We start from the raw sequence: 25,103 nt of genomic DNA on the forward strand, positions 1-25,103 counted from the left end.
ATCATAGAAAGCATTAAACGGCGGGTGCGTGATGGTAGCGTGCTGCGCTTAATCAGCCAGTTCTTAACAAGTGGGGTGATGGTTGAAGGCCATTGGCAGCAGACAGACACAGGGAGTCCGCAAGGTGGGGTAATCAGCCCCTTGATAGCGAACATCTATCTGGATGCGTTTGATAAGGAGATGATGCAACGTGGCCACCGCATAGTGCGCTACGCTGATGATATTCTTATCTTGTGTCGCAGTCGTTCAGCGGCAGAGAATGCGCAACGACAAGCGACCCAAATCCTTGAAGGTAAACTGAAGCTGACCGTGAACACAGAGAAAACCCACATCACACACAGTGATGCGGGTGTCAGGTTCCTTGGTGTGGAAATCGGGACGAAATATACCCGAATCCAAGCGAAGAAACTGGCATTGTTCAAAATGAAGCTAAAGGAGATGACAAAACGCAACGGGGGAAAACCGTTGTCACATGTCATCAACAGACTGAATCCACTGCTAAGAGGGTTCAGCCAGTACTTCAGGATTGCCAATGCCAGCAGGGCATTCAAGCAAATCGCGAGTTGGCTGAGACGCAGACTGCGCAGTGTTCAACTGAAGTTATGGAAAAAGGCGAGCCGCCTGCATCGCTGGCTACGACAGCGGGGCTACAAAGGCAAGTTCGCGTCCATGAGCATGACGAGTTGGCGCAGCGCAAGAAGCCCACTGGCAAGCTACGCGATGCCAAACAGCTGGTTTAACGAACTTGGACTGGTGAATCTGGAAGACGTTAGAACGGGAAATGTGCCCAGCAATTACGCTGGATAAACTGTACAGGAGCCGTATACGAGGCCCGTACGTACGGTTCTGTGAGAGGGATGAGGCGGTGATGCCTCACCCTACTCGATGTTTTCAGAATCTAGAATAAATATTATTAATTGTTTTAAAAGTGTTATCAGAATGATTCTCTAAAAATTATCAATAAGAGCTTTGTCTTGGTCTACATTGATTAATAAACTATTAAGTAACATTTAATCCCTTCGGAAGAATCAAGTTATAAAGTTAGATGAAAATTATAAGTGTATGAATATATATGTTTTTAATGATATTTCATTTGGATTTAATAAACTTTTCCTAGTCGGTAAATAATCTAAAAGCAAAAAAGATTAAAAAAGTTAAAGTGCGTTTTTTCTGAGGTAGAAATGCTTTTTTGATTTTATTTTGCTCGATCTTTACATTGCTGATTGACAATTAAAAATGCCAGCGATAATTATAAATGTGTGAACCTGGACACAAAATAAAAATAATAAAAAGCAAAAGTTAATAAATAACTACAGGGAAATAATAATGAAACACAGAAAAACACTCGTGGCAGCAAGTGTTGCAAGCTTGTTGGCATTATCAAGCCAGGTTTATGCAGCAGGTGGTACATTAAAAATTCAGGTGACGAATTCAGATGGCTTACCTGTAGCAGGTGCAACCGTATCGGTTAAATCTCCTGACACACTTACATCAAGAACCGCGACGACAGACGAGAATGGTTTACTTCGCGTTGCTGCGTTAGACCCCGCACGCAACTATACAATCTCAATTGAAGAGGATGGTTACCTCACCGTCAATAAAGAGAATGTCATCGTTGTTTCGGATAAGGTTTTCGAACTCGATTATATCCTTGCCACCTCCGAGCAAGACTATGAAAAAATTGCCGTAACCGGCAGCAGGACGGCTACCTATATCGATACCACGTCATCTACGGTTGGTATGGATATTACGTTAGATCTGACCGAATCGTTACCTACCGGTCGTGATTATCAAAGCTATCTCCAACTTGCACCCGGTACCAAGCCTTCAGCTTCTGGTAACCCATCGTCTAAATCGGGTGTGAACTATTCCGATATTGGGGGAACGATAGGAAGCTCCAGCGATAACGTTTACTATCTCGACGGCATCGATACCACGGATGCGAACTCAGGTGGCTTCGGTTCGAATATCAACTCAGAAATTATTCAGGAACAGCGGGTACTCACCGGCGGTATTCCTGCAAAGTATGCGGGTGGTACCGGTCTGGTTTCTATCGTAAATACCAAGTCTGGCGGTAATGAATTCAGTGGTTCGGTGAACTATTATCTGCAGAACGACAGCCTGGTAGGTGACAACGATCACACAGAAGGTGCGCAATTCTCAACATACGATACGGCCGTTACCCTCGGTGGTCCGATTATCAAAGATGAACTGTGGTTTTTTGCCTCCTATCAAAAGAAAAATCGACAAGACGATTTGTATACCGAGGACGGTATTTTCGCTCGTTCAGTAGAAGAAGATTCTGATTTGGGCTTTTTTAAGCTCACATGGCAAGCCTCCGATCGCGATATGCTGGAAGTTTCCTGGTTTAACGATCCGCGAGAAGTCTCCGGTTCGAGCGATCCTAATGTATTAAACAACCGCGACTCTTCAAATAAATACGGCGGTGACAACTACAAAATTGAATACTCTCACTCATGGGATGATTTGATTGTTTCGTTAAAGGCATCAAAACATGAAAAAGAGAGCTCCGTTAACGCCGCGTATACTGACACCCGAAATGATATCGCTTATCTGAATTACGATGCTACCCAGGAAGAAACGGACCAGGGTGGGCTGGGAACCAACAACGAGCAGCATCGTAATCGAGAACAATACAACGCTGATCTTACTTACTATTACGACACTTCCTATGGCCTGCACACCATCGAAGCCGGTTATGGTTTAGTAAAAAATACCCTGGAGCAAGACTCGACTTATACAGGTGATGGTCAGTACACTTCAATTGGCGCAAACAGCGCTGGTGCCACGCTGGGAAGCTACACTTCAGGTATTGGGTGGCAGGGGACTATCGACCTTTCCGAAGGCGACTACGCACGCATCATCGAAAACATGGAAGGTTCAGCTGATTACAGCTATTACCAGGGACTGCTCGACTCAGACGGCACTGGCGTTATTTCTTCTGACGAGCTGGCGAGTTTGGTATTCAATAGTACGGCAGGCAACCCCACCGGCGATGTTAATGTTTATCGTATAATCATGACGCAAACAGCACCGGTAGAAATGAGAAGTGAAGGGCAAACGGCATACGTTCAAGACACGCTTACATTGGATCAGCTATCTATTACCGCCGGTATTCGTGCTGAAAAGTGGGAACACTATGGGTCTAACGATGCCAAGATTGCCACTTTCGACTGGGAAATCGCACCGCGTCTAAGCTTGTCTTATGACTTGTTCGGTGATGGCGCCAGCAAGGTATTTGGTTTTTACGGTCGTTACTACGATCCTGTTCGTACCAACATGACAAATTTTGCTGGTAACGTGACAGGGCCGGTTCGTGAAGAGCAAATCTATGCGGGCGACCGTTGGTTAACATTCCGTACCCGTGGGGGCGAGAGTGGTCAGGATGCGTTTTTCGCGCCAACCACAAAAACACCTTATACCGACGAGTACATGATTGGTTATGCTACTGCGCTTAACGAAGAGTACGCAGTCGAAGTAACCTACACTGAACGTAAAACACGTGATATCCTCGAAGACTACGACCTGGGCGTATATACACAGGATCTTGCGGGTACGTCGCTGGAACTGCCATTGTCTTACTTCGGTTACGATGAAATTCCTGAATCTAACTACGTTATTGCCACATTAGAAGGCGGTGAGCGCGATTATAAGGGTTATGAAATTTCTTTCCGACGTAATCGTATTGATAACTGGCAGGCTTATGCGTCATTGACCTACAACGATGCAGCGGGTAACACCAATTCAGACAGTAATGCTGACTTACAGGGTGACTTAATCTGGATGGACCCTCGTGCGCCGGGCATGTATGGTGATCAGCCGGGTAATATTGAGTACCTGTTCAAAGCTTATGGTACTTACTATTTCGACAATGGTATTGAAGTCGGGGCAGTGTATAACTGGAATTCAGGTTTCACCTACAGTGCCACTTCTCTTTTGTACAGCCGTCATGTCCCTTTACGTGTAGATGAAGCTTATGACTTTGGTGGTTACAGCGACCGCTGGGCGCAAGAAGGCGTCGTGGGTAGTCAGGAAAGTGACTCGTACGGTACCTTGGATGTTCGGGTGAAATACACTTATGAATTTGATTTTGCCAAAGCAGAATTCTTCCTGGATATCTTTAACGTGCTTGACGACCAAGCGGGCATTCAACAAATGGACGTTGTGGCCGGAGATTTAGGGTATGAGTTCGGTGAAGATATCGACTGGGTAGAGCCTAGACGTTTCTATCTGGGCGCTCGTCTTACCTTCTGATCGATAAAGACTTTTTATCTGACAACGTTGGAAGCCGGTTGTGAGTATTACGACCGGCTTTTTCTATGCTGTGATCAAACCTTCAACCTTCACTTCGTCAATATCATATCAATATGCGGAATACCATCTTCCAGATACATGGTGGACGTGGCTTCGAAACCATACTTTTTATAATAGGCGGCGAGATATTCCTGAGCGCCGATTTCAATGCTTAATCCCGGCCATGTTTGCTTGCATACTTCAAGGGCTTTACTGATTAGTTCGTGCCCCAGTCCATTTCCGCGATGACGGGCTACCGTTAATACACGTCCAATACTCACCGAGGGAAAGCTCAATCCTGGCGGCAACAAACGGGCGTAAGCGGCTATCTCATTGTTGGCAAAACCCACAAGATGAATTGTATCGGGATGGATATCTTTTTCATCCAGCTCCGGGTACGGGCAACTTTGTTCCACCACAAAGACATCAACCCGTTCTTTCATAATGTTAAAGAGCTGACGTGTAGATAAGTCTGAAAAATGAATGGCTTGCCAAGTAAGCATTACTTTAAACCTGTGACGAATGTTGCAGTGACTGTAACAGTCTTTAATCGGCGCGTCACCATCATCCAGGCCTGTAAATACTGGCGATTTCGCGCTGCTCTGCTAGGTTTTATTGGTAATCCTGTCTCGTAATGAACGCGTAAATTCACTGTCAATGAGGCTTTGTTGATGGCGCTAAGCGATATACCGAATGGAAAGTAAAAGATGAGTGATCAGAGTGGGTTTGAAACTGTATTCAGAGACTCCATGGACGGGCTGGCAATTCTTAAAAACGACATTTTTGTCGATTGTAATCAATCAATGCTGAATATCGTTGGCGCAACACGGCCTGAACAATTTGTTGGTCAAACGCCTGCGGAGTTCTCCCCGCCATTTCAACCCGACGGCATGCCATCTGCTGAAAAAGCAGAAATAATGATTAGTCAATGTATCGAATTAGGATGTACCCGCTTCGAGTGGGTGCATATAAAAGTTGATGGTACGGAGTTCTGGGCTGATGTGCTACTGACAAAAATGACGCTGGATGGTGAAGATGTGATTCATACCAGTTGGCGGGATATTTCCGAGAAGAAGTTGCTCGAACTCGAAACGCACAAGCAAAAGCTCACCTTCGAAACCCTGTTTAATGATTCATTAGATGGCTTGTGCCTGTTAACCAAAGAAGCCTACATCGATTGTAATCCGGCCTTTGTCGAGCTGTTTGGTTTCAAGGAGAAAAGCGAAGTCATTGGCATTACGCCCATCGATATTTCTCCTGAATACCAGCCCGATGGTCAAACATCACTGAACAAAGCGACGACAATTATCCAGACCGCTTTCTCAGAAGGGAAGATACGTTTTGAGTGGATGCATCAGAAGCTAGACGGCACTGAGTTCTGGTGTGAAATTGTGTTGTTTAAGATCACGGTTGAAGATCAGGAAGTACTCTATGCGAGTACCCGGGATATTTCAGAGAAGAAGGAACTGGAAATTGCGCTTCAACGGAGCTTCGATGAAGTAAAAACATCAAACCACGAACTGGAAGATATGCTGGAAAACCTGCAGCAGACACAGGAGAAGCTGGTTGAATCGGAAAAAATGGCAAGTTTGGGATCGCTGGTAGCCGGCGTCGCCCATGAAATTAACACCCCGGTGGGAATCGCGCTAACCGGCACAACACAACTCATGGAGGAAAGCCGGGATATCGCACAGCGGTACGAGGAAGGGGCCATCACGGAGGACGACTTCGAGGAATTCCTTTCAATGGCTAACGAGCTTTCGGAATTGGTAAAGAAGAACCTGCAGCGCACGGCACAGTTAGTGAAAAGCTTTAAGCAGGTTGCCGTAGACCAAACATCGGAAGAAGATCGGGAGATTAACTTTAAGGTGTATTGTGAAGAGGTGATTTCAAGCTTGGCTTCCGTTATCAGAAAAGGCCAAGCCGAGGTGTCGCTGGATTGCCCAGATGACATTCAAATCATGACTAACCCCGGCTTACTCGCACAAGTGTTAACTAACTTGATTGTTAACTCCATCAATCACGGGTTTAGCGAAGGTACTGGCGGCAGCATCTATCTGCAAGTTCGTGAGCACGAAGAAGGTGAAATTTCGATCTTATATAAAGATGACGGCAAAGGCATCAGCAAAGAAAATTTGCAGAAAATATTCGACCCGTTTTTTACCACTAATCGTGGAAAGGGCGGTACGGGGTTAGGGCTCAACATCACTTATAACATCATTACCAGCGCCCTCGGTGGCAGTATTAAATGTACCAGTGTTGAAGGAGAAGGGGTGGAGTTTGCCATTAAATTCCGTGCGAAGAACACAGCTTATTAGTGAAATGTTACTAAATTTCGTATATTGAGTACGATAAATGAGTGGCGATGCAAACCGTCGTATAGCATAGTATAAATTCAACATTCTCGTTGAAATTAGGAATATAAAAATTCTAATCAAAATCAAACGGAGAGGGTGACTGTTTAAACGTGCAGTTACTGAGGGAGACAGTAATGGTTCACGATACCAGCTTACCTTTTATCGCTGGCATAGGCTCTTCAGCGGGCGGTATTGAAGCACTTATTGAGCTAGTAAGCAGTATTCCGCCGGAATTAAATGTATCTTTTATCATTGCCCAACACCTGTCGCCTAACCATAAAAGCCAGATGGCAGAAATCCTGTCTAGAGAAACTCCACTCCCCGTCATTGAAATCACCGACGGCTGTTGTGTAGAAAAAGGCAAAATCTATATTGCGCCTTCAGGCAATCATATTCGATATCGCAACGGTCATATCTACCTGCAAAATGAACCCGTACAAATTTCACCAAAGCCATCGGTCAATATATTACTAGAAAGTCTTGCCGATGAAATTGGTGACCATGCCATCGGAATTATTCTCTCCGGAACGGGTAGCGACGGCACGCTCGGATTAAAGGCGGTTAAAAGTGTGGGCGGCTTCACCATTGTGCAAGACCCTGACTCGGCGAAATACGATGGCATGCCTTCATCCGCTATCTCAGCTATGCCCGTAGACAAAATTGTTTCACCGGATGCGATGGCTAACGAAGTGGCGAATTTCGTTAATAATATCAGTGATGACTTTCTTCCAACATCGAATGATGAGCGGGAAAAGTTGCTAAACACTATGTTTGAACTGATTCGCGCAGAAACCAAGATAGATTTTGGATTTTATAAACGCTCAACGCTGTTGCGACGGATTAATCGTCGAGTAATTTACACCAATACGGCAACACTTGAAGCCTATCTTGAGCTCCTCCAAGAGAATAGTGAAGAAATACATGCACTCTCAAAAGAGCTATTGATATCAGTGACTAATTTCTTCAGAGATAGCACCGCATTCAAAGACATCAAGTACTATATCAGTGAAATAGTCAGAGATAAGAAAAATGAAGATAGCATAAGAGTATGGGTGCCGGGCTGTGCTACCGGAGAAGAAGCGTATTCTATCGCTATTTTGTTCATCGACGAATTAAAGAAACAAAATAAAACCTCAGATTTAAGAGTTTTTGCTACCGATATTGATGATCAGGCGTTACAAATTGCCAGAAAAGGGTGTTACAGCGCACATGCTGTTAATGCAGTAGACAACGATATTCTGGAAAAGTACTTTCACTATAGTAGCAACACGTATACCGCTAAGAAGAAGTTGCGAGAGCGCATTACCTTTTCCAGACAAGACATTACCCGTGATCCGCCTTTTCTTCATCTTGATATGGTGACGTTTCGCAACGTCATGATTTATTTCAATGTCGATTTACAGGCCCGCGTACTGTCTATCCTAAGGTATGCACTCAATACCGGTGGGATCCTATTTTTAGGTAAATCCGAATCAATCGGACTGAAAGATGAGTTGTTCGTGCCTGTAGATCGAAAATCCCGCATATTTAGAGCCAGTTTAGCGACAGAAAAGCCCAGTTTGCCCAGAATGGGGGCACAGATAGAAAGACAGCCTGCAAAACAGGTGAATGCTGTGGATTACAATAAAGCCGCACTGATAGAAGCGGCGTTGGTGCTCGCAAGCCCGTGTATGCTCATCAACGAAAATTTTAAGGTGTTACAAAATCACGGCAACATCAAACCGTTTATTCATATTCCTGATGGTGCACCAGAATCGAACCTGACTAAGCTTATTGCTCATGCTTTTTCGGCAGAACTGGTTGCAGGCGTTGCAAAAGCAAAACGCACAGGAGATAAGGTGAAAGGTCACTCTCATGCCATTGAAACTGGCTCTGATGATCAATGGTACATGACAATCATGCCCGTTTACGGTATCGAGTCAGAACGTTTTCTGGTGCATTTCTCAAAAGGGAAAAATACCACCGATCATCAATTAAATACCCAAAGCGAAGATGTTGGAGAGTTACTTGCTGCCCGCGAGCAATTGCAAACACTGACAGAAGAAATGGCAGCGTCTGCAGAGGAAATGCAAGCGCTGAATGAAGAAGTGCAGGCCGCCAATGAAGAGTTGCAGGCAAACAACGAAGAGTTGGAAGCCACGAACGAGGAGCTGCACTCCACCAATGAAGAATTGCTTAGCGTAAATGAAGAAAACGCACGCAAGACTTCAGAGCTTTCTATGATCAATATGGAGCTGGAAAGTACCTATAACACGATTGATTTCCCAATTTTTGTTTTCGATACCGAGCTGCGACTTAAACGCAGCAACGATGTGGCGAACCGAAAATATCATCTAAATGTGGGTATTTATAAAAAATCTATCCATGACATGAATCTCCCTGATTATTTCACTGACATAGAAAAGCGTATGCGTGAAACACTCAGCGGTGGCGGGAAAATGAACTTTATCATTCAGCCTGCAATCGACGAAACGTATAACGTGTTTATTACCCCCGTGACTGGTATCGATAATAAATCGAATTGCCTCATATTAGCGCTAATTAACAATTCTGAACTTGCGAAAGCGCACAATCGGGTAGAGAAAAGTCAGGAGCAGTTACTGGCTATTATGAATAACTCGTTGTCGCTGGTGGCATTGAAAGACTCCACCGGTCGCTACGAGTTTGTTAACGCTCGCTTTGAAGAGCTGTTTGGCTTAAATAACGAAGAGGTTATTGGAAAAACCGACAAGCAGTTGTTCGATGAGGCGGTAGCTAGAGATCTGCGCGAGCGCGATTTAGAGACTATGCGAACGCTGTTGCCGCGCAAAACTGTTGACGAAGTATTTGGTCCCAAGGGGAAAGTAATATTAGAAAGCGTGCGCTTTCCGATATTCGATAGCGAAGGGACAATAAAGTCGGTGTGTACTCAGGCGAACGACATTTCCGGTGCGCGGCATGCCAATGAACAACTTAAACTTGCCGGAAAATTATTTGACCGCGCAGGTGAAGCTATTCTTATTACCGACAGCGATGCAAATATTGTTACTGCTAATCAAGCTTTTACCGATTTCCTTGGCTATTCAATCAGTGAGCTTTCTGGATTAAATCCTCGCAAGCTAGCTTCCGGACAGCACTCCGACGGGTTCTTTGAAAACATGTATTTCGCGCTGGAAACCATGGGGTATTGGCAGGGCGAAATTATCAATCGAAGGAAGTCAGGTGAAGAGCTTAGCATGTGGCTAACCATCAATGTGGTGAAAGATGCCAGTGGTAGCGTAGTGAATTACGTCGCCACTTATAGCGATATTAACGAAATAAAAAGCGTGCAGCGCAAAATAGAGTTTCTGGCAACCCACGATGAACTGACCAAATTGCCAAGTCGCAATCTGCTGATGGAACGGTTAGATCTGATGCTCAGCCATGCTCGACGTCAGGAGACGTTATGTGCCGTGTTGTTTTTCGACCTCGATGATTTTAAAAATATCAACGACAGCCTTGGCCATGATATCGGTGATGAGCTACTTCGTCAGGTGGCTAAGCGTTTGCGTAAATGCATTAGGGATACCGATATTCTTGCCCGTATGGGTGGCGATGAATTTGTTGCGGTAGTGAGTGCTGAAGAGCTAAGCGAAATAAAGGACGTGTCTGACCGCATTATCAAGACATTAAGTTCCCCCTTTGAAATTATTGAACACACACTCTTTGTCTCGGCCAGTATGGGTATTGCTATTTATCCCGCCGACGGTGACACGAATTTCGCGTTATTGAAAAATGCCGATACGGCAATGTACCGGGCCAAGGAGCTCGGCCGTAATCAGTATCAATACTTTACTGAGCAGATGCGCAGCGATGCTGAAGAAAAGATGCAAATAGAGCAGTCGTTGCGAGATGCTTTAAAAGAAAGCCTGTTTGAAGTGGTTTATCAGCCCAAAGTCGATACAAAAACAGGTAATGTGATCGGTGCTGAAGCATTATTGCGAGGCCACAATGGCGCACTTGAGCTCATATCGCCGAGCACCTTTATTGAAGTCGCTGAGAAAGGGCGGCTTATTGATGAAATAGGACTGCATGTATTGTCTAAGGTTCTCTCAGACGTACGCAGTTGGCAGGATGATGGGTTAAGTGTTCCCAACATCTCTGTTAATGTTTCTTCGAAACAGCTAAAAAATAATCGCTTTATTACTCAGGCCAAATTGCTGCTGGATGACTTCTGCGTTAAACCGGAAGTGTTTACCATCGAAGTAACTGAAACCGCCTTGATGGAGAAGGTAGAGAAAAGCATCGAAACGCTTAGTATGCTGAGTGATATGGGCATGAGTATTAGCGTAGATGATTTTGGTGTGGGTCAGTCATCACTAACTTATTTACGTAAACTGCCGATAAATGAGTTAAAGATTGATCAAAGCTTTATTCGTGGCATGGTAGAAGAACAAGATGATCGTGCCATTACCAGAACGATTATTCGAATGGGCCATGCGCTGGGTTTAAAAGTGGTTGCCGAGGGGGTGGAGACAGAAGCGCAGTTGCACATTCTGCGACAGGAAAATTGTGATGTTGTACAGGGTTATCACTTCTTCCGTCCTATGCCTGCCAAAGAGTTTCGAGAGTTGATCAAGTCCACAGGATAGTTATGGAACAATGCGAGTTAGAAAAGCTCCACCTATCAGGGCAGATTCAGCCCTTTGGGGCTTTTTTGCGCATTGACCAGTCAACAAATTTGGTTACTCATGTCAGTAAGAATATTTCCCAGTTCTGTGATGTTCCTTTCGAAGATGTACTTGGGAAGTCGATAAGAGAATTACCTTGGTTTCCCTTAGGGGCATTGTCTGATTTGCCGGATGTTCTTGGCTCTCGCTTATTAGATATCAAAAACAATAGGGCAGGGGAGCCGCTGTATTTTCGGGTAATTCGTGCGGACAACGCGATCAATGTAGAAATTGAATTACAGGAGCGGAGTGCTTCTACCTCTCGCTATTCACATCATGATGCAATCTCATATCGCTCACTTCAGGGAGATTGGACAGAGCAGGATTATTTTAATTATTTAACTACGGTCATTAATCAGTATTTACCGTTTAATCGGGTAATGCTTTATCGATTCGAGGAAAGTTGGATTGGCGAGGTTGTTTCGGAAGCCAGTAAAGATAACCGCACCTTATATCAGGGCCTAAAATTCCCCGCCTCAGACATCCCTGCTATTGCCAGAAGGCTTTATTTTCTCAATCCCTCGAGAATTATTCCTAGTACGAATTCCGAAGCCGTGGATATTGTAAGTCTGGAAGAAAGTGTACCGGATTTAACTTATTCAGATTTACGCAGTGTTTCGCCAGTGCACATAGAATATCTAAGCAATATGCAGGTGCAAGCATCGCTTTCTATCCCGGTTATTGTATCCGGAGAACTGTGGGGGCTGATTGCCTGCCATCATCCTACGTCGTTAAAGGTTGACGTAACGCAGCGAAATGAAACCGAGCGTTTAGTCGCTTCTTTCAGCAGTAGCTTTGGAGCCTTTATTGCGGGTGAACGATTGAAGTGGTTAAGAATTGCTGAAGCGGATATCAGCCGTCTTAGTCTAGCCCTTACAGAAGCATATGCAGACGACGATGCCCGTTTAGATATAGTGGCAGAGTCTATTAAAACGATGTTCAGGTGCAAAGGGGTTGCAGTATTTCAGGATGAACGCGTTGAGTTCTGTGGTTTGTCATCCTGGCGGGAATATTTGGTCTTATTGAAATATGCAGTTGATAAACATTTACTCGGGAATGTGACTGACATCACCGATATTCGTGAGTATATTGCGCAACCATCAGCGAACTTTCCTATTCGTGGCGCGCTGGTAATACGTCAGAGTTTTGAGCGTTCAGGTATCACGATTGTGATTCTGCGTCAGCCTGAAGTCATTACAAACAACTGGGCAGGCAATCCCGACAAGTCGCTGCTCAAAGAAGGTGATAACGGATTAATTAAGCCACGAAACTCATTTAAAAAGTGGTCTGAAACCTCAGGTGATGAAAGCGCTCCATGGAGTAAGCTGGATGTACTGATGGCGAAGAAAATTCGCGCAGTCATTCTCGGGCTGCGACATCCCACTCTTAGATAACAAAAAGGCCAGGCAAAAGTGCCTGGCCATTGTCTGGTTACTCGAATTATCGATTAAAAACGATAACTCACACTAAAGGTCGCATTACGCGGCAGAATGTAACGTCCATTCGGTGAAGACGGGTTACGCGGGTCACCCTCAGTGAGGCCATCTTCGTCAGTCAGGTTTTGCAGGTTCAGCTGCAGTTCCAGATTTTCAGACAAGAATACATTCAGTCCCAGGTCGATTTGTTCATAACCTTCCAGCACAACCTGATTACCGTTGTCACCAAATCGATCGCCAACCGCAAAAATGTTGGCATAGATCGTAGATTCGATGTCATCGATCATAAAGTCGTAGCTTGGAGTCAAGCGTACCTGCCAACCAGGCTGACGCTGGGCTTCATTGCCGTTATTGTCCGGGCTTTCTGTAATTTCGGTTTGCTGAATCGTGGCGTTGAGCGTAATGGAGAAGCCATTGTCGGCATAATAGGCAGCATCGAATTCTACACCGTAAGCTTCGTTGGTCATGGTTTCAACGGGCGCATTCGGGTAAGCCACAAAGGTGTCGCCTTGCACTTCGTTGAAGAAGCTGGTCAGGTAAACACTGTAGTTCTGTTCTGCTTTTTTATAGCCCAACTCATACTGTGTCACTTTCTGAATCAAGTCTTCACCTGATGAGAACGCGCCATAGTTATCGCGGAAATCATCGAAGTAAGGCATTTTAAAGCCTTCACTGGCCCGGAAAAACACGCCCTGATTTTTTTCAAACTGCCAGTTAGCGCCAGCCGTCCAGGCAATGTCGCTTTTGCTGTAGTCTACCGATTTGTTTGCCGCACCGTTTAAGCCTTCATCTACAGTGTATTGTACTTCGTGTTTTTCACTGCGTACGCCCACGTCAATGGTGAGTTCGTCGGTAAGTTTATAGTCTGCCGCGACATAGAATGCATTGGTAGAACCGTCGCCGGTGCTGGCAATATCATAGTTCCAGGCACAGCTGTCGGCGTTATCGTTACAGTCGATACCGGTTAGCAGTTCGCCGCCGTTACCCACAACGTAGTAAGATTGATTACCGATAGACCACCAGTCATCAGAAGAAAAGGAACTGGCAAAATAACCGAAGGTCAGCTCGCCTTTGCCAAAGTCTTTGCTGAAAGTGAGGTCGTTAGTCAGACCCTCAATTTCTTTTAACACTACCCAGCTACCAAACATCTGAACATCGGTATCACCGTTATATTCAGCTCCCGTTACAGCACCTGTGGCCGACGTGCCATTATCTGCTACGGTTGCCAGTTTAACCGCACCACCTTCCGGCACCATGCCGTAGGTGTTTGCATCACCTTTGGTATAGCCAAACTTATCAGACAACGACCAGCCGTTACCCAGGTCAAGTTGCAGGCTACCGCCCGATACCGAGCCGTTCCAACCTCGACCGTTACCCAGATCAACATTCATGGTTTCGCCATCGGGGCCAAATTGGATTTGCGATTGACGGTTCAGCGTGCCGAGCTGCACATAAGCGTTGTCGACACCGTCCACGTTTAGCGGACTAGGCAGATACCAGATGCCGTGATCATCAGTTACTCGGGTAAACACAGAGAACTTACCATTATCGAGCTCTTTGGTGATATTTACCGTGAATTGCTTACCGTTTTCCGTATCGAAACCCGTATCGCGAATGCCAGGAGACGAGTAAATATAACCACCGGCCATGAAATAGAGGTCTTCAGCAAGTTCACCACTGATCAGGCCATCTACACGCTTCAAGTTGTAGTCGGAACCCGTATATTTAATTAAGCCTTCAGTTTCTTCAGAGCCTTCTTTTAGTATGAAGTTTGACGTTAAGCCGGGCTGACCGTTGGAAAGCACCGAGTTAGGGCCACCGCGAAGGGCATCCATGAATGAAATTGTTTCGTCCATTCTGAACAGTGTGGAGTTTTCCAGGAAGCTCAGTGTAGGAGGAGTAAATACAGGAACACCTTGCAATTGAAGGGTAACGAATGGGGCATCACCACCACCCGGAAAGCCACGAACGAAAATGTTCGCGCCAGACTGACCGCCTGAAGATTCCGCCCACACGCCCGGAACGGCTTTGAAAATATCAGCTGTACTCTTAGGGGCAAGTCGTTTGATATCTTCTTCTGACATATTGGTGATCGCAAAGCTGGTATCTACTTTACGGGTTGGGGTTCCGCCCGGCAGTCCGGTCACAACAATACGTTCAAATTCATTGGTTTCGGTTTGTGTAGTTTCTGTGTCTTCCTGGGCAAAAGCAACGGTGCTTAGGCCGAGTGCGCCAATAATGGCCAGAGACAGTGTGGAAAGGGAGGTTTTCATGCTCAGTGTCCTGTATTTTTTCGTTATTCGTGCAGGTGAATTTCTTCATCCTGTTAACTTATCGCGGTAAAAAGTACGAAAAAATGCAATCGATTGCAAAGGTATTTTTCAAAAAATATTTAAATATTTATCATTGTGTTTACATTGGGGCGCGGTAAGTGGTTAACCGAAAACAAAAAAATCCATGCGAGCAGCTTTTCTCAACGTCATAAGCGCAGGGGATGTGGGCAAGGTAAGGAAAAAAGGCTATAGTCCGGCCATCACTTGTTAACCATGTTCTGCGTTTTGAAATCTGAGCGAAACCTTACATTGTCTGATTTAGCAAAGCTTGCTGGTGTGTCTACATCAACGGCTTCCCGGGCCCTGAATAATAATCCTGTGATTAAATTGGCCACCCGAGAGCGAATTCAGGCATTGGCCAAGGAGCACAATTTCAGTATTAACGCGGCAGCAAGCCGTTTGCGCACGCAGCGAACTAACGTAGTCGCGGTTATCCTTAATCTTATTGAGCATACCGAGCAAAGCATTAACGACCCATTCCTGCTCAAAGTGGTTGGCGATTTAAATCAGGCCCTGAACGACAAAGGCTACGAGCTACTGCTGTCGAATTCCTTTATGGCGAAAGACGATTGGTACAACTACTTTATCAACAGTCGCCGCGCCGACGGGATCATTGTGGTGGGGCAGGCAAAAAGTGAGCAAAAAGCCATTGATGCCGCTAAGGCCGGGGCGCCGCTGGTGGTATGGGGTGACTCAAATACGCAGTCAAATTATCCGATAATCGGCAGCAATAACCGCTTGGGCGGAAAGTTGGCGGCGCAGCATCTCATCGAAAATGGCCATACCCGATTGGTTTTCCTGGGCGATACCGGGCACGCTGAAATGAATGAGCGTTATCAGGGGTATCTTGATGCCCATAAGGCTGCCGGTTTAACCGCTGATCCTACTCTGGTATTTCCCATCGACCTCACAAGCCAAGCGGCTTATAACGCCGTTAATGAGACTATTCTAAAACGGGGCTTACACTTCGACGGTATTGTATCCTGTAGTGACATGGTTGCACTAGGTGCGCTTAAGGCATTGAAAGAGCGGTATATTTCTATTCCCGGTGAAGTGGCGATTGTTGGCTTTGACGATATTGCGATGGCCGAGTTGCTGCACCCCGCGTTAACCACCATTAGGCAGAACACCCGTGATGCAGCCAATAAAATGGTTGAGCAATTACTTAATCAGCTTAATGGTGAGCCCGCATTTTCAGACGTGATTGACATTGAACTCGTGGTTCGCAAATCGTCTGTTTAGTCTAAAATTTTTATCTTTCTGATATTCTTAATATTTCACATCCAATCTCGCTAGGATCGCTAAGTTTTAGAATTGCAAACGATTGCAATGATGTTTTTCACTGGCTAAACTACACTGATATTCAATTTGTTAACGAGAATTAAACAAATGCCACGTTTGCTTGTGATTGCAGCCATTGCGGCCAGCTATTTTGCCTTTGCCATATTACTCAATAGTGTAGGCACCGTGATCCTGCAGTCCATTAACACGTTCGATATTTCTAAGCCCGAGGCAGCAACGCTAGAGGGATACAAAGACTTGACCATCGCCTTTGTTTCTTTTCTGGTGGCGTCTTTTGTACCCCGTTTGGGTTATAAGGTTGCGATGCTGGCTGCACTATTACTGGTTACAGCGGCCTGTTTAATCACGCCTGTTGTTAGCGAGTTCGTTGCTATAAAAGCATTGTTCGCCTGCATTGGCGCTGGCTTTGCGCTGATAAAAGTGTCGGTGTATGCCATGGTAGGGTTGCTGTCGTCTGATACGCGCTCCCATTCCTCGTTGTTAAATACCATTGAGGGAATATTCATGGTGGGGGTGTTAAGCGGTTACTGGATCTTCAGTGCATTTGTCGATCCGCTCAATCCCGGTTCGCCAGTGTGGATGAATGTGTATTACTGGCTCGCCGCGCTGTTAGCGATTAACGTATTGCTGGTTTGTGTCGCTCCAGTGCCTTCAGCCGATGAAAAAGTGCGTGAGCAGTCTGCCATTGCGGCATTTACCGGCATGTTAAAGCTGGCGTATCAGCCACTGGTTATCATTTTCGTCGTCTCCATTTTTCTTTATGTACTCATTGAGCAGGGCATCGGAAGTTGGTTGCCGACTTTCAACAACGAAGTACTACACCTGCCTGTAGATATTTCGGTTCAAATCACCAGTTTATTCGCCCTCTCTATTGCGGTTGGACGCCTTGCCGCAGGGCAAGTGCTCAGGTTTATAAACTGGTTTCCATTTCTGCTGGGCTGCGCTGTACTCATGGGGGGCTTGATAATCATCACGCTACCAATGGCCGAAGGCCATCAGGCTACCGGCATTACTCAACTTAGCGATGCACCGCTGGCTGCTTTCATATTGCCCATGATCGGTTTACTCATGGCGCCGCTGTATCCAATCCTCAACTCGGTCATGTTGAGTGCGCTGGATTCACACAAACAAGCTGCAATGACAGGATTGATTGTTGTGTTTTCAGCCCTGGGTGGCACCACGGGCTCTGTTATTACCGGTTATCTTTTCGAGCACATGGGTGGGCAACACGCCTTTTACATGCAGCTTGTTCCTGTTGTCGGCATTATTGCCGCTATATTTTTGTTTCGTCAGGTCTCTCAAAAAGACCAGACTGCTTCAGCTGTTTAGGAGAGGGTACCTGTGGAAGTTTCTGCGTATCTCGCATCAAGTCACCAATTTTTTTCTAGTGAATTATTCCATCGGGTTCAGATGGCGGGGTTGTTTGCCGATAGTAAAACCTTTGCTGATGCCGAGCCCAAAAGCGACATCACGCTAATTCTTAATGCCTATAAAGAACAGCTACCCGCAGACAACGAAAGTCTGCTTGCGTTTGTAAACATGCATTTCGTTATTCCTACTCCTCCGCAGGAACCTGAAGTGCAATCAGAAGATTTGCAAGCGTATATTACCCGGCTTTGGCCGGCACTTACCCGTAAAGGGGTAACACAAACCGCTGGCTCACTTCTGCCCCTTCCTTGCGATTATCTGGTACCGGGAGGACGTTTCCGGGAAATTTATTATTGGGATAGTTTTTTTACTTCTCTGGGATTAATGCGTTCAGGCTATGAAGCGCAGGTGCAAAGTATGGTCGATAACTTCATTTCTTTGCAGCAGTCGGTGGGGCTTATCCCTAATGGGAGTCGGACCTATTACTCAAGCCGTTCTCAGCCGCCCGTGTTGGCTTTAATGATTTCTCTGCTTGAGAAAAACGGCGTCGAAGCAGAGCCGGAAGATCTCAATGGCTATTATTTACAAGCCCTCATCCGAGAACATCACTTCTGGATGAACGGCGCTGATGAAATTACCGGCTCCGGTGCAATACAGCGGGCAGTGAAGCTACCCGACGGAGAGTTGCTTAACCGTTATTGGGATGACAGTGCGACACCGCGCCCCGAGTCGTATCGTGAAGATGTGGAATTAGCGCAAGGGCTGTCAGAGTCAGACGCACAAGTGTTTTACCGTAACATTCGGGCGGCGTGCGAATCCGGTTGGGATTTTAGTTCGCGCTGGTTGGCTGATCCGGAATCACTGTTGAGCATTCAAACAACCGACTTAATTCCTGTTGATTTAAATTGTTTGTTGGTGATTTTAGAGCAAACTATCGCTCGGCTCAGTGCACATGTGCATGGTGAAGACGACGAACAAAAGCAGGTTTGGCAGCAGAAGGCGCAAGCCCGTATCGACGCCATCAACAAATATTGCTGGCGAGAAGACATGGGAGCCTTTGTCGATTTTAATCATAAACAGATGCAGCCATCGTCAGTTCACGCGTTGAGCACCGTGTTACCTTTATTTGCGGGCATCGCCAACAGTGAGCAGGCCGACAAAGTGGCCCAGGCACTGCAAACCCAGTTTTTGCAAAAGGGCGGATTACTGACCTCCGTGAATCAAACTACACAGCAATGGGATGCACCGAACGGCTGGGCACCTTTGCAGTGGTTTGCAGTAGAAGCACTGAAAGCGTATGGAAAAATGGAACTGGCAGAAGAGATTGCCAATCGCTGGCTCGAAACGGTGAATAATTACTATCAGTGTCATCACACTCTTATGGAGAAATACAATGTAGTTGATACCACTGCCAGCGCGAAAGGGGGAGAGTATGAAGTGCAGCATGGCTTTGGCTGGACGAATGGAGTCGTTCAGGCGTTTTTCGCATTGCAAAAAGCGACGCAGTGAGTCGCTGTTCATGCACTGAGACTCTTTAACCTTATTATTCAACTACTCCGTTGCAGTATCGGGGGGCTACGACATCCCGTTATGCTTTAACCAGCGACAGTTTTTGCTGATTGAAGCGTTCGGCTTTGTTACGCCCACCTTTCTTCGCGCGATACATCGCATTGTCAGCCCTTTCCAGCACTACGTGCCAATTCAGGTCGTCCGGCTCCATGGCGGCAATGCCCAAGCTAACGGAAAGGGGAATGGTGTCTGTGGGGGTAACAAACGGCGCTGCATGAATTGCACGACGCACTCTTTCAGCGACGACTTCAATGTCGTTGATTTGCAGACCCGAAAACATTAACACGAACTCCTCGCCGCCATGGCGAAAATGGTAGTCGTATTCCCGGGTGGCGTCTTTTGCCACGCTAGCGATATGTTTCAAAGCATGGTCGCCAATCAAATGGCCGTAGGTGTCGTTTACCTTTTTAAAATAATCGATATCGAAAGTCACAAAAGCAAACGTGGTTTTGTCGCGTTGACAGCGGGCAAACTCCCGGGTGGCAAACTCATTCAGTGCATGACGGTTATACCATCCTGAAAGGGCGTCAGTTCGTGAAAGGTTTCTAAGCGTCGTTTCACGATGCCACGCATGAATAAATATCACCCCAAGCGTAATTCCTGCATCGTATAAGGTGGTGGCCAGCAAGTTTGTTGTTTGCACAATATCATCCCCGAGATACTCCAGTTTTTCCGGGTACGACAACACCATGCCCATATGCACGAGCGTATAAACAATGAATAAGGAAAGCGCGCATCCCGCAGCCCAATATCCTTTTCCCAGTGAAGAGTTTCTAAAACGCCAAAGATGAAAAAGCGAGAGCCCATTTAAGGCCATCATCATTGGCAGAATAGTGAGGAGCCGAAAGGTAACGCTCTCACTCACGTGAGGAGCAAACTGAATCAAAAACACCATTGCACAGATAGAAGCGATGGTGAGGTAAGCATTTTCATTGCGAGTATGTCGAACAATGCCGCTGAAAATGAATCCGTGGGCGGCGATATACATCACATTAGACAGCACCGGCGATAACAACCAGGGAAGTGTGAAAAACGTCGATACAAGAATTGATAGATTACAGCTAAAGAACAGAACACCGGCAATAGCCCAATCGCACATCGCTTTGTTCGTTTTATTTGTGATGTACAGCGACACCAAGGCGGCAGCCGTCATCGCACTGAACATTACAGTGCTGATTGTCAGAGTTAACAAATCCATTTGATATCCAAAGTGATGGGAAGCGTATCGGACTCCGTGATACAGGGTTGATAATCTGATGCATAACCCGATGCAATTCAATATCAATGCGATGAATGGGTAATGATTTGTGAAAAAAAACAGGTATTGTAGATATCAACTAAAGGTATTATTAAGCGGAGCCGGAATTTATGGCCAGTCAACGCGCAGTTAACAAAAACACCCGTGCTATTTTGTTTGATCACGACGGCACCCTCATCGATTCTGAACAGGTGCATTTTGCACTCTGGCAAAGTGTGCTTCGCGACTACGGAGTAGACATATCAGAGGCGTTTTATGCAGATGTCATGGCGGGAATTCCTGTTGCACAAAATGCCGTTGATGCGGTAAAGGCATTTTCGCTGAGCGTTTCACCGGAGCAATTGGCCGCTATTAAGCATGCGCGTACCAATGCGTATCTCGCTAAACAACCCTTCCCGTTAATGCCTCACGCCGTCGACACCATCAAGCAGTGTTATCAAAGTGGTTACCAACTGGCTATTGTCACGGGTGGAAGTCGTCAATCGGTGGAGCGTACGCTGGACGCCCGGGGTATTCGGCATATGATTTCAGTTACGGTAACGGTTGAGGATGTCGAGCACAGTAAACCCGCTCCGGATTGCTACCTTAAAGCCATGAAAATGCTGGGCCGAAAACCCCAAGAATGTGTTGCCGTAGAAGATACTGAACATGGTATGCGTTCGGCGTTAGCCGCAGGAGCCGGTTGCGTGGTTATTCCTACTAGCCATTCTGCGCAGCACGATTTCTCTGGCGCAACGGCACAATATCCGTCCTTGCAAGCCTGGTGGATGATGGAACGCTAGGCAGTTTAGTCATTGGTAGCATTGAATTCGTTGGCGAATTCTTAAAAAATACGATGAGCTTTGATAATTAAAAAGGCGAATTTCTTGCGCATAATACGTGGTCTGGTCATTCTTTTTTTGCTTTGTTTGTTGGCGCTGACAAGCATCGTGGTATTGATGGTCGAAACTGAACCTAAAGTTGATGTTAAAGCGGCGGAGCAGGTTGCTGATGCCGACACCGTTCATGACTTATTAGCGCAACTGGAATCCAGTGTGACAGACCGGCACCAGGCCCACACGATTACCATAAACACGCAACAATTGGATGCTATAGTCGGGTTTCTTCAACGCGCGACAGCCGGTTTTAGAGGGAAAGTGTCAGTCACGCCAGACGCAACACGGGTGCAAGCCAGTATTGCCATACCTGTTGAATTGTTCGACGGTTATCTGAATATTGATGCTACGTTGTTGCCAGCCAATGCCTTTGTGCTGGAGCAAGTGAAGGTGGGCGATCTCTACATTCCCGGCGGCATGGCCGTAGGCCTCACTGAATGGCTTGTTAACCGTTGGACGCAAAGCAATATTGCTACGCAGGCTCGCGAGCAAATAGAAAAAGTCAGCATGAGCAATGAAGAAGTCATGGTGTCGTTGCGCCCTATGGACGGCTTTCTGCGTCAGCTGAATGAAGTGAAAAATGGTCTGTCGGTGGATCAGGACGACGAACTTCGGGATATGACGGCTTACTATCTTCAGTACATTGCCTGGCAAGATATTACTTTGGCCGACACGCCGCAACCGGCAATCGATTTTATCCGTCTGACAATGAAGCGCGCAGCACAGCGCAGTTCGCCAGAAGATGCCGCCGAACATAATAAAGCGGCTATTCTGGCGTTAGCGATTTTTATCGGCCATCACCGGGTAGCGAATTTTGTCGGTGATGTACAACCCGACGCGGAAAAAGCGTTAAAACCATTAACGCCGCCATTGCTCCGCGGCAGGAACGATCTCGCCCGACATTTTCTTATCTCGGCAGCGCTTAAAATTCTCAGTGAGCAGGGTGTCACGCTGGCCATTGGTGAATTCAAAGAGTTAATGGACCGCGCCATTGGCGGCAGTGGTTATTCGTTTGTTGATCTAAGTGCAGATATGGCTGGCGTCGAATTTGCGGAGGTTGCTACATCGCCCAAGCATGCCCAGGAAGTGCAGAATATGTTGTCTCAGATGCACGATGATAGCGTGATTATGCCGCCCATAGATGGGTTAGCAGAAGGGTTATCGAAAACCCAGTTTGAAGACAAATTTGGTGCCGTTGACAGCAACGACTATCTTGATGAGGTTGCCAAAATTAAAGCGCGTCTTGCCACTATTGCGCTCTATCAGTTAGATAACTGACAGAGCGCCAACATCGCTTCAGCCAATGTGAGGCGTTATTGCTTACCAACAGCCTGAAACTGAGCCAGGGTCGTTAACGCCAGTTCAATTTTCTTTACCAGTGGAGCGAGGCCAGCCTTAAACGTGGCTTCGTCGCTGTCTTTAATGGCTTGCCAGTCTCTGGCGATTTCTTCTATATAGGGTGAGAATCGTTTTGAGCTGGTTTCAAAACCACTTTCCTCGGTAAAAATGGCCTGAAATTTTCCTTTTTGAGACTGCTGTAATTGATCAAGAAATGCATCTGCATCAATGGCTTTACGGTGCAGAGTCTGCAAAGTGTCCTGAAGTTGGTCGTTGATCGCCTGCATGGTTCTCCGAAATTCTGCTAAAGTTGTTTAAAGTATGGTCGATAACACTGAGAGGTGGGCAATTCTGCCCACTTTTTTATCTTGCTACAAGCAACAAAGGAAACTGGTATGGATATACAAGGTGCAGGTGCCTCTGGTACATCCGGTGCGTCGCTTGAGTTGGCCTCTCTGAAGCTGGCAAAAAGCCAGCAGCAACAAGAGGGAAAAGCTTCGCTTCAGCTGTTGGAATCGGCCGCTGACGTACCAAAACCATCATCCGGGAATCCGTCGTTGGGTGCCAACGTAGATACCTACGCGTGATTTAAGGGTGTAATTGTAAGTCGACAGGCGTTTTGCCGGGCTGGCCGCCAATCTCCCTGGTGAGTTTAGGTACCAGATACCCCGGCAGGCGCTTTATCATTCCGGCCATCAGCATTTTGGCTTTTTCATCGGACACCTCGAAGTGGGCGGCGCCGAGTACTTTATCTAACTGAAATAAATAATACGGCATTACCCCTGCCTGGAACGATGCTTCCTGCAAATCAACCAGAGCATCCTCAGAATCATTCACCCCTTTAAGCAGCACCGACTGATTAAGTAACATAACGCCCGCCTTGCGCAGCAGGTTAAGGCGTTCTATTAATAATAGACTGAACTCGTTGGCATGGTTCGCATGCAGTACCACGATCACCGGTATGGGCAACTCACTTATCCAGTTCACAAACGCACTATCGAGCCGCTCCGGCATCACTACGGGTAAGCGGGTGTGAATACGCAAGCGACGCACGTGGGGAATACGCGCTATTTCATTGGCTAGCCAGCTCAAGTGGTCATCTTTGGCCATGAGTGGATCGCCGCCAGAGAAAATCACTTCGTTGATGTTCTTATCGGCAGCAATGTACTTCAGGGCTTCCGTCCACTCACGTTTGCTTACCGCGTTTTCAGCGTAGGGAAAATGACGACGGAAACAATAGCGACAGTTCACCGCACAGCCGCCACGCACAATCAGTAAAACCCGGCTTTGATATTTGTGCAGTAGCCCTTTCCCCGCCGTGTCGTGCTCTTCCAGCGGATCAGCACTGTAACCGGGGGCAGCTTCGAACTCGTCTGTCAGTGGCATCACCTGGCGCAATAAAGGGTCGTGCCAGTTTCCTTTCTCCATCAAAGAAGCAAAGTGGCGAGGAACACGCATGGGAAATAATCGTCTGGCAGTTCCGTGGTGACCAAGGTGCTCAGCATCGAGATCGAGGTAGTTCAACAGGTCTTCCGGGCGAGTAAACGCCATTGCAAGATCTTTTTGCCAGTTTGTCTCTACAGACAGCCTATTTTTAGGTATTATTTGCGCCACTTCGTATTTACACCTTATGTATTGGCAGAGAAAAATATGGCTTTTTACAGCACTAACGAATTCAAAGGCGGCCTCAAGATCATGCTTGACGGCGAACCTTGTAACATTCTTGAAAACGAATACGTAAAACCAGGAAAGGGTCAGGCATTTAACCGCGTTAAAATCCGTAAACTTATTTCCGGTAAAGTTCTTGAAAAAACGTTCCGCTCTGGTGAAACAGTAGAAGGCGCTGACGTGATGGATACGGAATTGGCCTACCTGTACACCGACGGCGAATTCTACCACTTTATGAATAACGATACATTCGAACAAATCGCGGCAGATGAAAAAGCGGTTGGCGAAAACGTTAAATGGTTAAAAGAGAATGATGTGTGCACCATCACGTTGTGGAATGGCGCGCCTATCACCGTTTCTCCGCCCAACTTCGTAGAGCTGGAAATTACCGAAACAGATCCAGGTCTGAAGGGCGATACTGCAGGTACCGGTGGTAAACCAGCAACGCTGTCTACCGGCGCTGTTGTTCGTGTTCCTCTGTTCGTACAGACAGGCGAAGTGATCCGTGTGGACACGCGCTCTGGCGAATACGTGTCACGCGCACAAAAATAAGCAATTCCTGACGGCGCTCTTGCGCCGTCTGCTTTTTTCACTTCA

The 25,103-nt window shown here is 46.5% G+C and carries 17 protein-coding genes; 12 read left to right on the plus strand and 5 right to left on the minus strand.

The features are described from left to right. Together BFC18_RS03170 and BFC18_RS03175 are read left to right on the plus strand one after the other, a co-directional pair. Positions 1-807, plus strand: an 807-nt coding sequence (locus BFC18_RS03170; protein WP_245680317.1) for a reverse transcriptase domain-containing protein, incomplete at its 5' end; no start/stop codon positions are given. Between the two features lie 519 nt (positions 808-1,326). Next, on the plus strand, positions 1,327-4,275 hold the full coding sequence (locus tag BFC18_RS03175; protein WP_170826552.1) for a TonB-dependent receptor: 2,949 nt from the start codon (positions 1,327-1,329) through the stop codon (positions 4,273-4,275). A gap of 89 nt (positions 4,276-4,364) precedes the next feature. Here the strand turns inward: BFC18_RS03175 and BFC18_RS03180 are convergent, their stop codons facing one another. Further along, on the minus strand, positions 4,365-4,817 hold the full coding sequence (locus BFC18_RS03180) for a GNAT family N-acetyltransferase (protein ID WP_070123750.1): 453 nt from the start codon (positions 4,815-4,817) through the stop codon (positions 4,365-4,367). Positions 4,818-5,021: 204 nt separating this feature from the next. Between BFC18_RS03180 and BFC18_RS03185 the strand changes: the two genes are divergently transcribed. From BFC18_RS03185 to BFC18_RS03195, 3 genes are all read left to right on the plus strand, one after another. Then, the gene (locus BFC18_RS03185; protein WP_070123751.1) at positions 5,022-6,632 is read left to right on the plus strand and encodes a PAS domain-containing sensor histidine kinase; all 1,611 of its coding nucleotides are present in this window, start codon (positions 5,022-5,024) and stop codon (positions 6,630-6,632) included. A 173-nt stretch (positions 6,633-6,805) separates the two neighbouring features. Beyond that, positions 6,806-11,281: an EAL domain-containing protein gene (locus BFC18_RS03190; protein ID WP_083272893.1), complete on the plus strand. Its 4,476-nt coding sequence runs from the start codon at positions 6,806-6,808 to the stop codon at positions 11,279-11,281. Positions 11,282-11,283: 2 nt separating this feature from the next. After that, complete coding sequence (locus tag BFC18_RS03195) at positions 11,284-12,753, plus strand: GAF domain-containing protein (RefSeq protein WP_070123752.1); 1,470 nt, start codon at positions 11,284-11,286, stop codon at positions 12,751-12,753. Positions 12,754-12,806: 53 nt separating this feature from the next. On the opposite strand, the gene BFC18_RS03200 is transcribed toward BFC18_RS03195, so the two are convergent. Further along, positions 12,807-15,068, minus strand: coding sequence for a TonB-dependent receptor (locus BFC18_RS03200; protein ID WP_070123753.1), 2,262 nt, complete (start codon positions 15,066-15,068; stop codon positions 12,807-12,809). A gap of 273 nt (positions 15,069-15,341) precedes the next feature. Here BFC18_RS03200 and BFC18_RS03205 point away from each other — a divergent pair, with 273 nt between their 5' ends. The 3 genes from BFC18_RS03205 to treF all read left to right on the plus strand — a co-directional run bounded on the left by BFC18_RS03205 (position 15,342) and on the right by treF (position 19,307). Beyond that, positions 15,342-16,370 (plus strand): LacI family DNA-binding transcriptional regulator, encoded by a 1,029-nt coding sequence (locus BFC18_RS03205; RefSeq protein WP_170826553.1) that lies wholly within the window; start codon positions 15,342-15,344, stop codon positions 16,368-16,370. 147 nt (positions 16,371-16,517) lie between these two features. Next, entirely contained in the window at positions 16,518-17,759 is a 1,242-nt protein-coding gene (locus BFC18_RS03210; RefSeq protein ID WP_070123754.1) for an MFS transporter, read from the plus strand. A 12-nt stretch (positions 17,760-17,771) separates the two neighbouring features. Next, positions 17,772-19,307 (plus strand): alpha,alpha-trehalase TreF, encoded by a 1,536-nt coding sequence (gene treF / locus BFC18_RS03215; RefSeq protein ID WP_070123755.1) that lies wholly within the window; start codon positions 17,772-17,774, stop codon positions 19,305-19,307. A 79-nt stretch (positions 19,308-19,386) separates the two neighbouring features. Here treF and BFC18_RS03220 read toward each other — a convergent pair whose 3' ends face one another. Next, positions 19,387-20,565: a GGDEF domain-containing protein gene (locus tag BFC18_RS03220; RefSeq protein WP_083272894.1), complete on the minus strand. Its 1,179-nt coding sequence runs from the start codon at positions 20,563-20,565 to the stop codon at positions 19,387-19,389. A gap of 170 nt (positions 20,566-20,735) precedes the next feature. Here BFC18_RS03220 and BFC18_RS03225 point away from each other — a divergent pair, with 170 nt between their 5' ends. Together BFC18_RS03225 and BFC18_RS03230 are read left to right on the plus strand one after the other, a co-directional pair. Then, positions 20,736-21,407 carry an HAD family hydrolase gene (locus BFC18_RS03225; protein ID WP_070123757.1) on the plus strand — a complete coding sequence of 224 codons (672 nt, stop codon included), beginning with the start codon at positions 20,736-20,738 and terminating at the stop codon, positions 21,405-21,407. An 84-nt stretch (positions 21,408-21,491) separates the two neighbouring features. Next, a complete protein-coding gene (locus BFC18_RS03230; protein WP_083272895.1) occupies positions 21,492-22,778 on the plus strand; it encodes a YfiM family lipoprotein in 1,287 nt (428 codons plus the stop codon). Between the two features lie 35 nt (positions 22,779-22,813). Here the strand turns inward: BFC18_RS03230 and BFC18_RS03235 are convergent, their stop codons facing one another. After that, positions 22,814-23,125 (minus strand): hypothetical protein, encoded by a 312-nt coding sequence (locus tag BFC18_RS03235; protein WP_070123759.1) that lies wholly within the window; start codon positions 23,123-23,125, stop codon positions 22,814-22,816. A gap of 108 nt (positions 23,126-23,233) precedes the next feature. On the opposite strand from BFC18_RS03235, the gene BFC18_RS03240 reads away from it, so the two are divergent. Further along, entirely contained in the window at positions 23,234-23,425 is a 192-nt protein-coding gene (locus tag BFC18_RS03240) for a hypothetical protein (RefSeq protein ID WP_070123760.1), read from the plus strand. Position 23,426: 1 nt separating this feature from the next. On the opposite strand, the gene epmB is transcribed toward BFC18_RS03240, so the two are convergent. After that, on the minus strand, positions 23,427-24,452 hold the full coding sequence (gene epmB / locus BFC18_RS03245; RefSeq protein ID WP_070123761.1) for an EF-P beta-lysylation protein EpmB: 1,026 nt from the start codon (positions 24,450-24,452) through the stop codon (positions 23,427-23,429). A 36-nt stretch (positions 24,453-24,488) separates the two neighbouring features. Between epmB and efp the strand changes: the two genes are divergently transcribed. Beyond that, positions 24,489-25,058 carry an elongation factor P gene (gene efp / locus BFC18_RS03250; protein WP_070123762.1) on the plus strand — a complete coding sequence of 190 codons (570 nt, stop codon included), beginning with the start codon at positions 24,489-24,491 and terminating at the stop codon, positions 25,056-25,058. Positions 25,059-25,103 lie beyond the last annotated feature (45 nt).

The sequence above is a fragment of the Alteromonas confluentis genome, assembly GCF_001757105.1.
Lineage (GTDB): Bacteria > Pseudomonadota > Gammaproteobacteria > Enterobacterales > Alteromonadaceae > Alteromonas > Alteromonas confluentis.

Excerpts from the sequence above, each read along its gene's own strand:
- BFC18_RS03175 (WP_170826552.1), top strand. The coding sequence starts at position 1,327 with ATGAAACACAGAAAAACACTCGTGGCAGCAAGTGTTGCAAGCTTGTTG.
- BFC18_RS03180 (WP_070123750.1), bottom strand. The coding sequence starts at position 4,817 with ATGCTTACTTGGCAAGCCATTCATTTTTCAGACTTATCTACACGTCAG.
- BFC18_RS03185 (WP_070123751.1), top strand. The coding sequence starts at position 5,022 with ATGAGTGATCAGAGTGGGTTTGAAACTGTATTCAGAGACTCCATGGAC.
- BFC18_RS03190 (WP_083272893.1), top strand. The coding sequence starts at position 6,806 with ATGGTTCACGATACCAGCTTACCTTTTATCGCTGGCATAGGCTCTTCA.
- BFC18_RS03195 (WP_070123752.1), top strand. The coding sequence starts at position 11,284 with ATGGAACAATGCGAGTTAGAAAAGCTCCACCTATCAGGGCAGATTCAG.
- BFC18_RS03200 (WP_070123753.1), bottom strand. The coding sequence starts at position 15,068 with ATGAAAACCTCCCTTTCCACACTGTCTCTGGCCATTATTGGCGCACTC.
- BFC18_RS03205 (WP_170826553.1), top strand. The coding sequence starts at position 15,342 with ATGTTCTGCGTTTTGAAATCTGAGCGAAACCTTACATTGTCTGATTTA.
- BFC18_RS03210 (WP_070123754.1), top strand. The coding sequence starts at position 16,518 with ATGCCACGTTTGCTTGTGATTGCAGCCATTGCGGCCAGCTATTTTGCC.
- BFC18_RS03220 (WP_083272894.1), bottom strand. The coding sequence starts at position 20,565 with ATGGATTTGTTAACTCTGACAATCAGCACTGTAATGTTCAGTGCGATG.
- BFC18_RS03225 (WP_070123757.1), top strand. The coding sequence starts at position 20,736 with ATGGCCAGTCAACGCGCAGTTAACAAAAACACCCGTGCTATTTTGTTT.
- BFC18_RS03235 (WP_070123759.1), bottom strand. The coding sequence starts at position 23,125 with ATGCAGGCGATCAACGACCAACTTCAGGACACTTTGCAGACTCTGCAC.
- BFC18_RS03240 (WP_070123760.1), top strand. The coding sequence starts at position 23,234 with ATGGATATACAAGGTGCAGGTGCCTCTGGTACATCCGGTGCGTCGCTT.
- efp (WP_070123762.1), top strand. The coding sequence starts at position 24,489 with ATGGCTTTTTACAGCACTAACGAATTCAAAGGCGGCCTCAAGATCATG.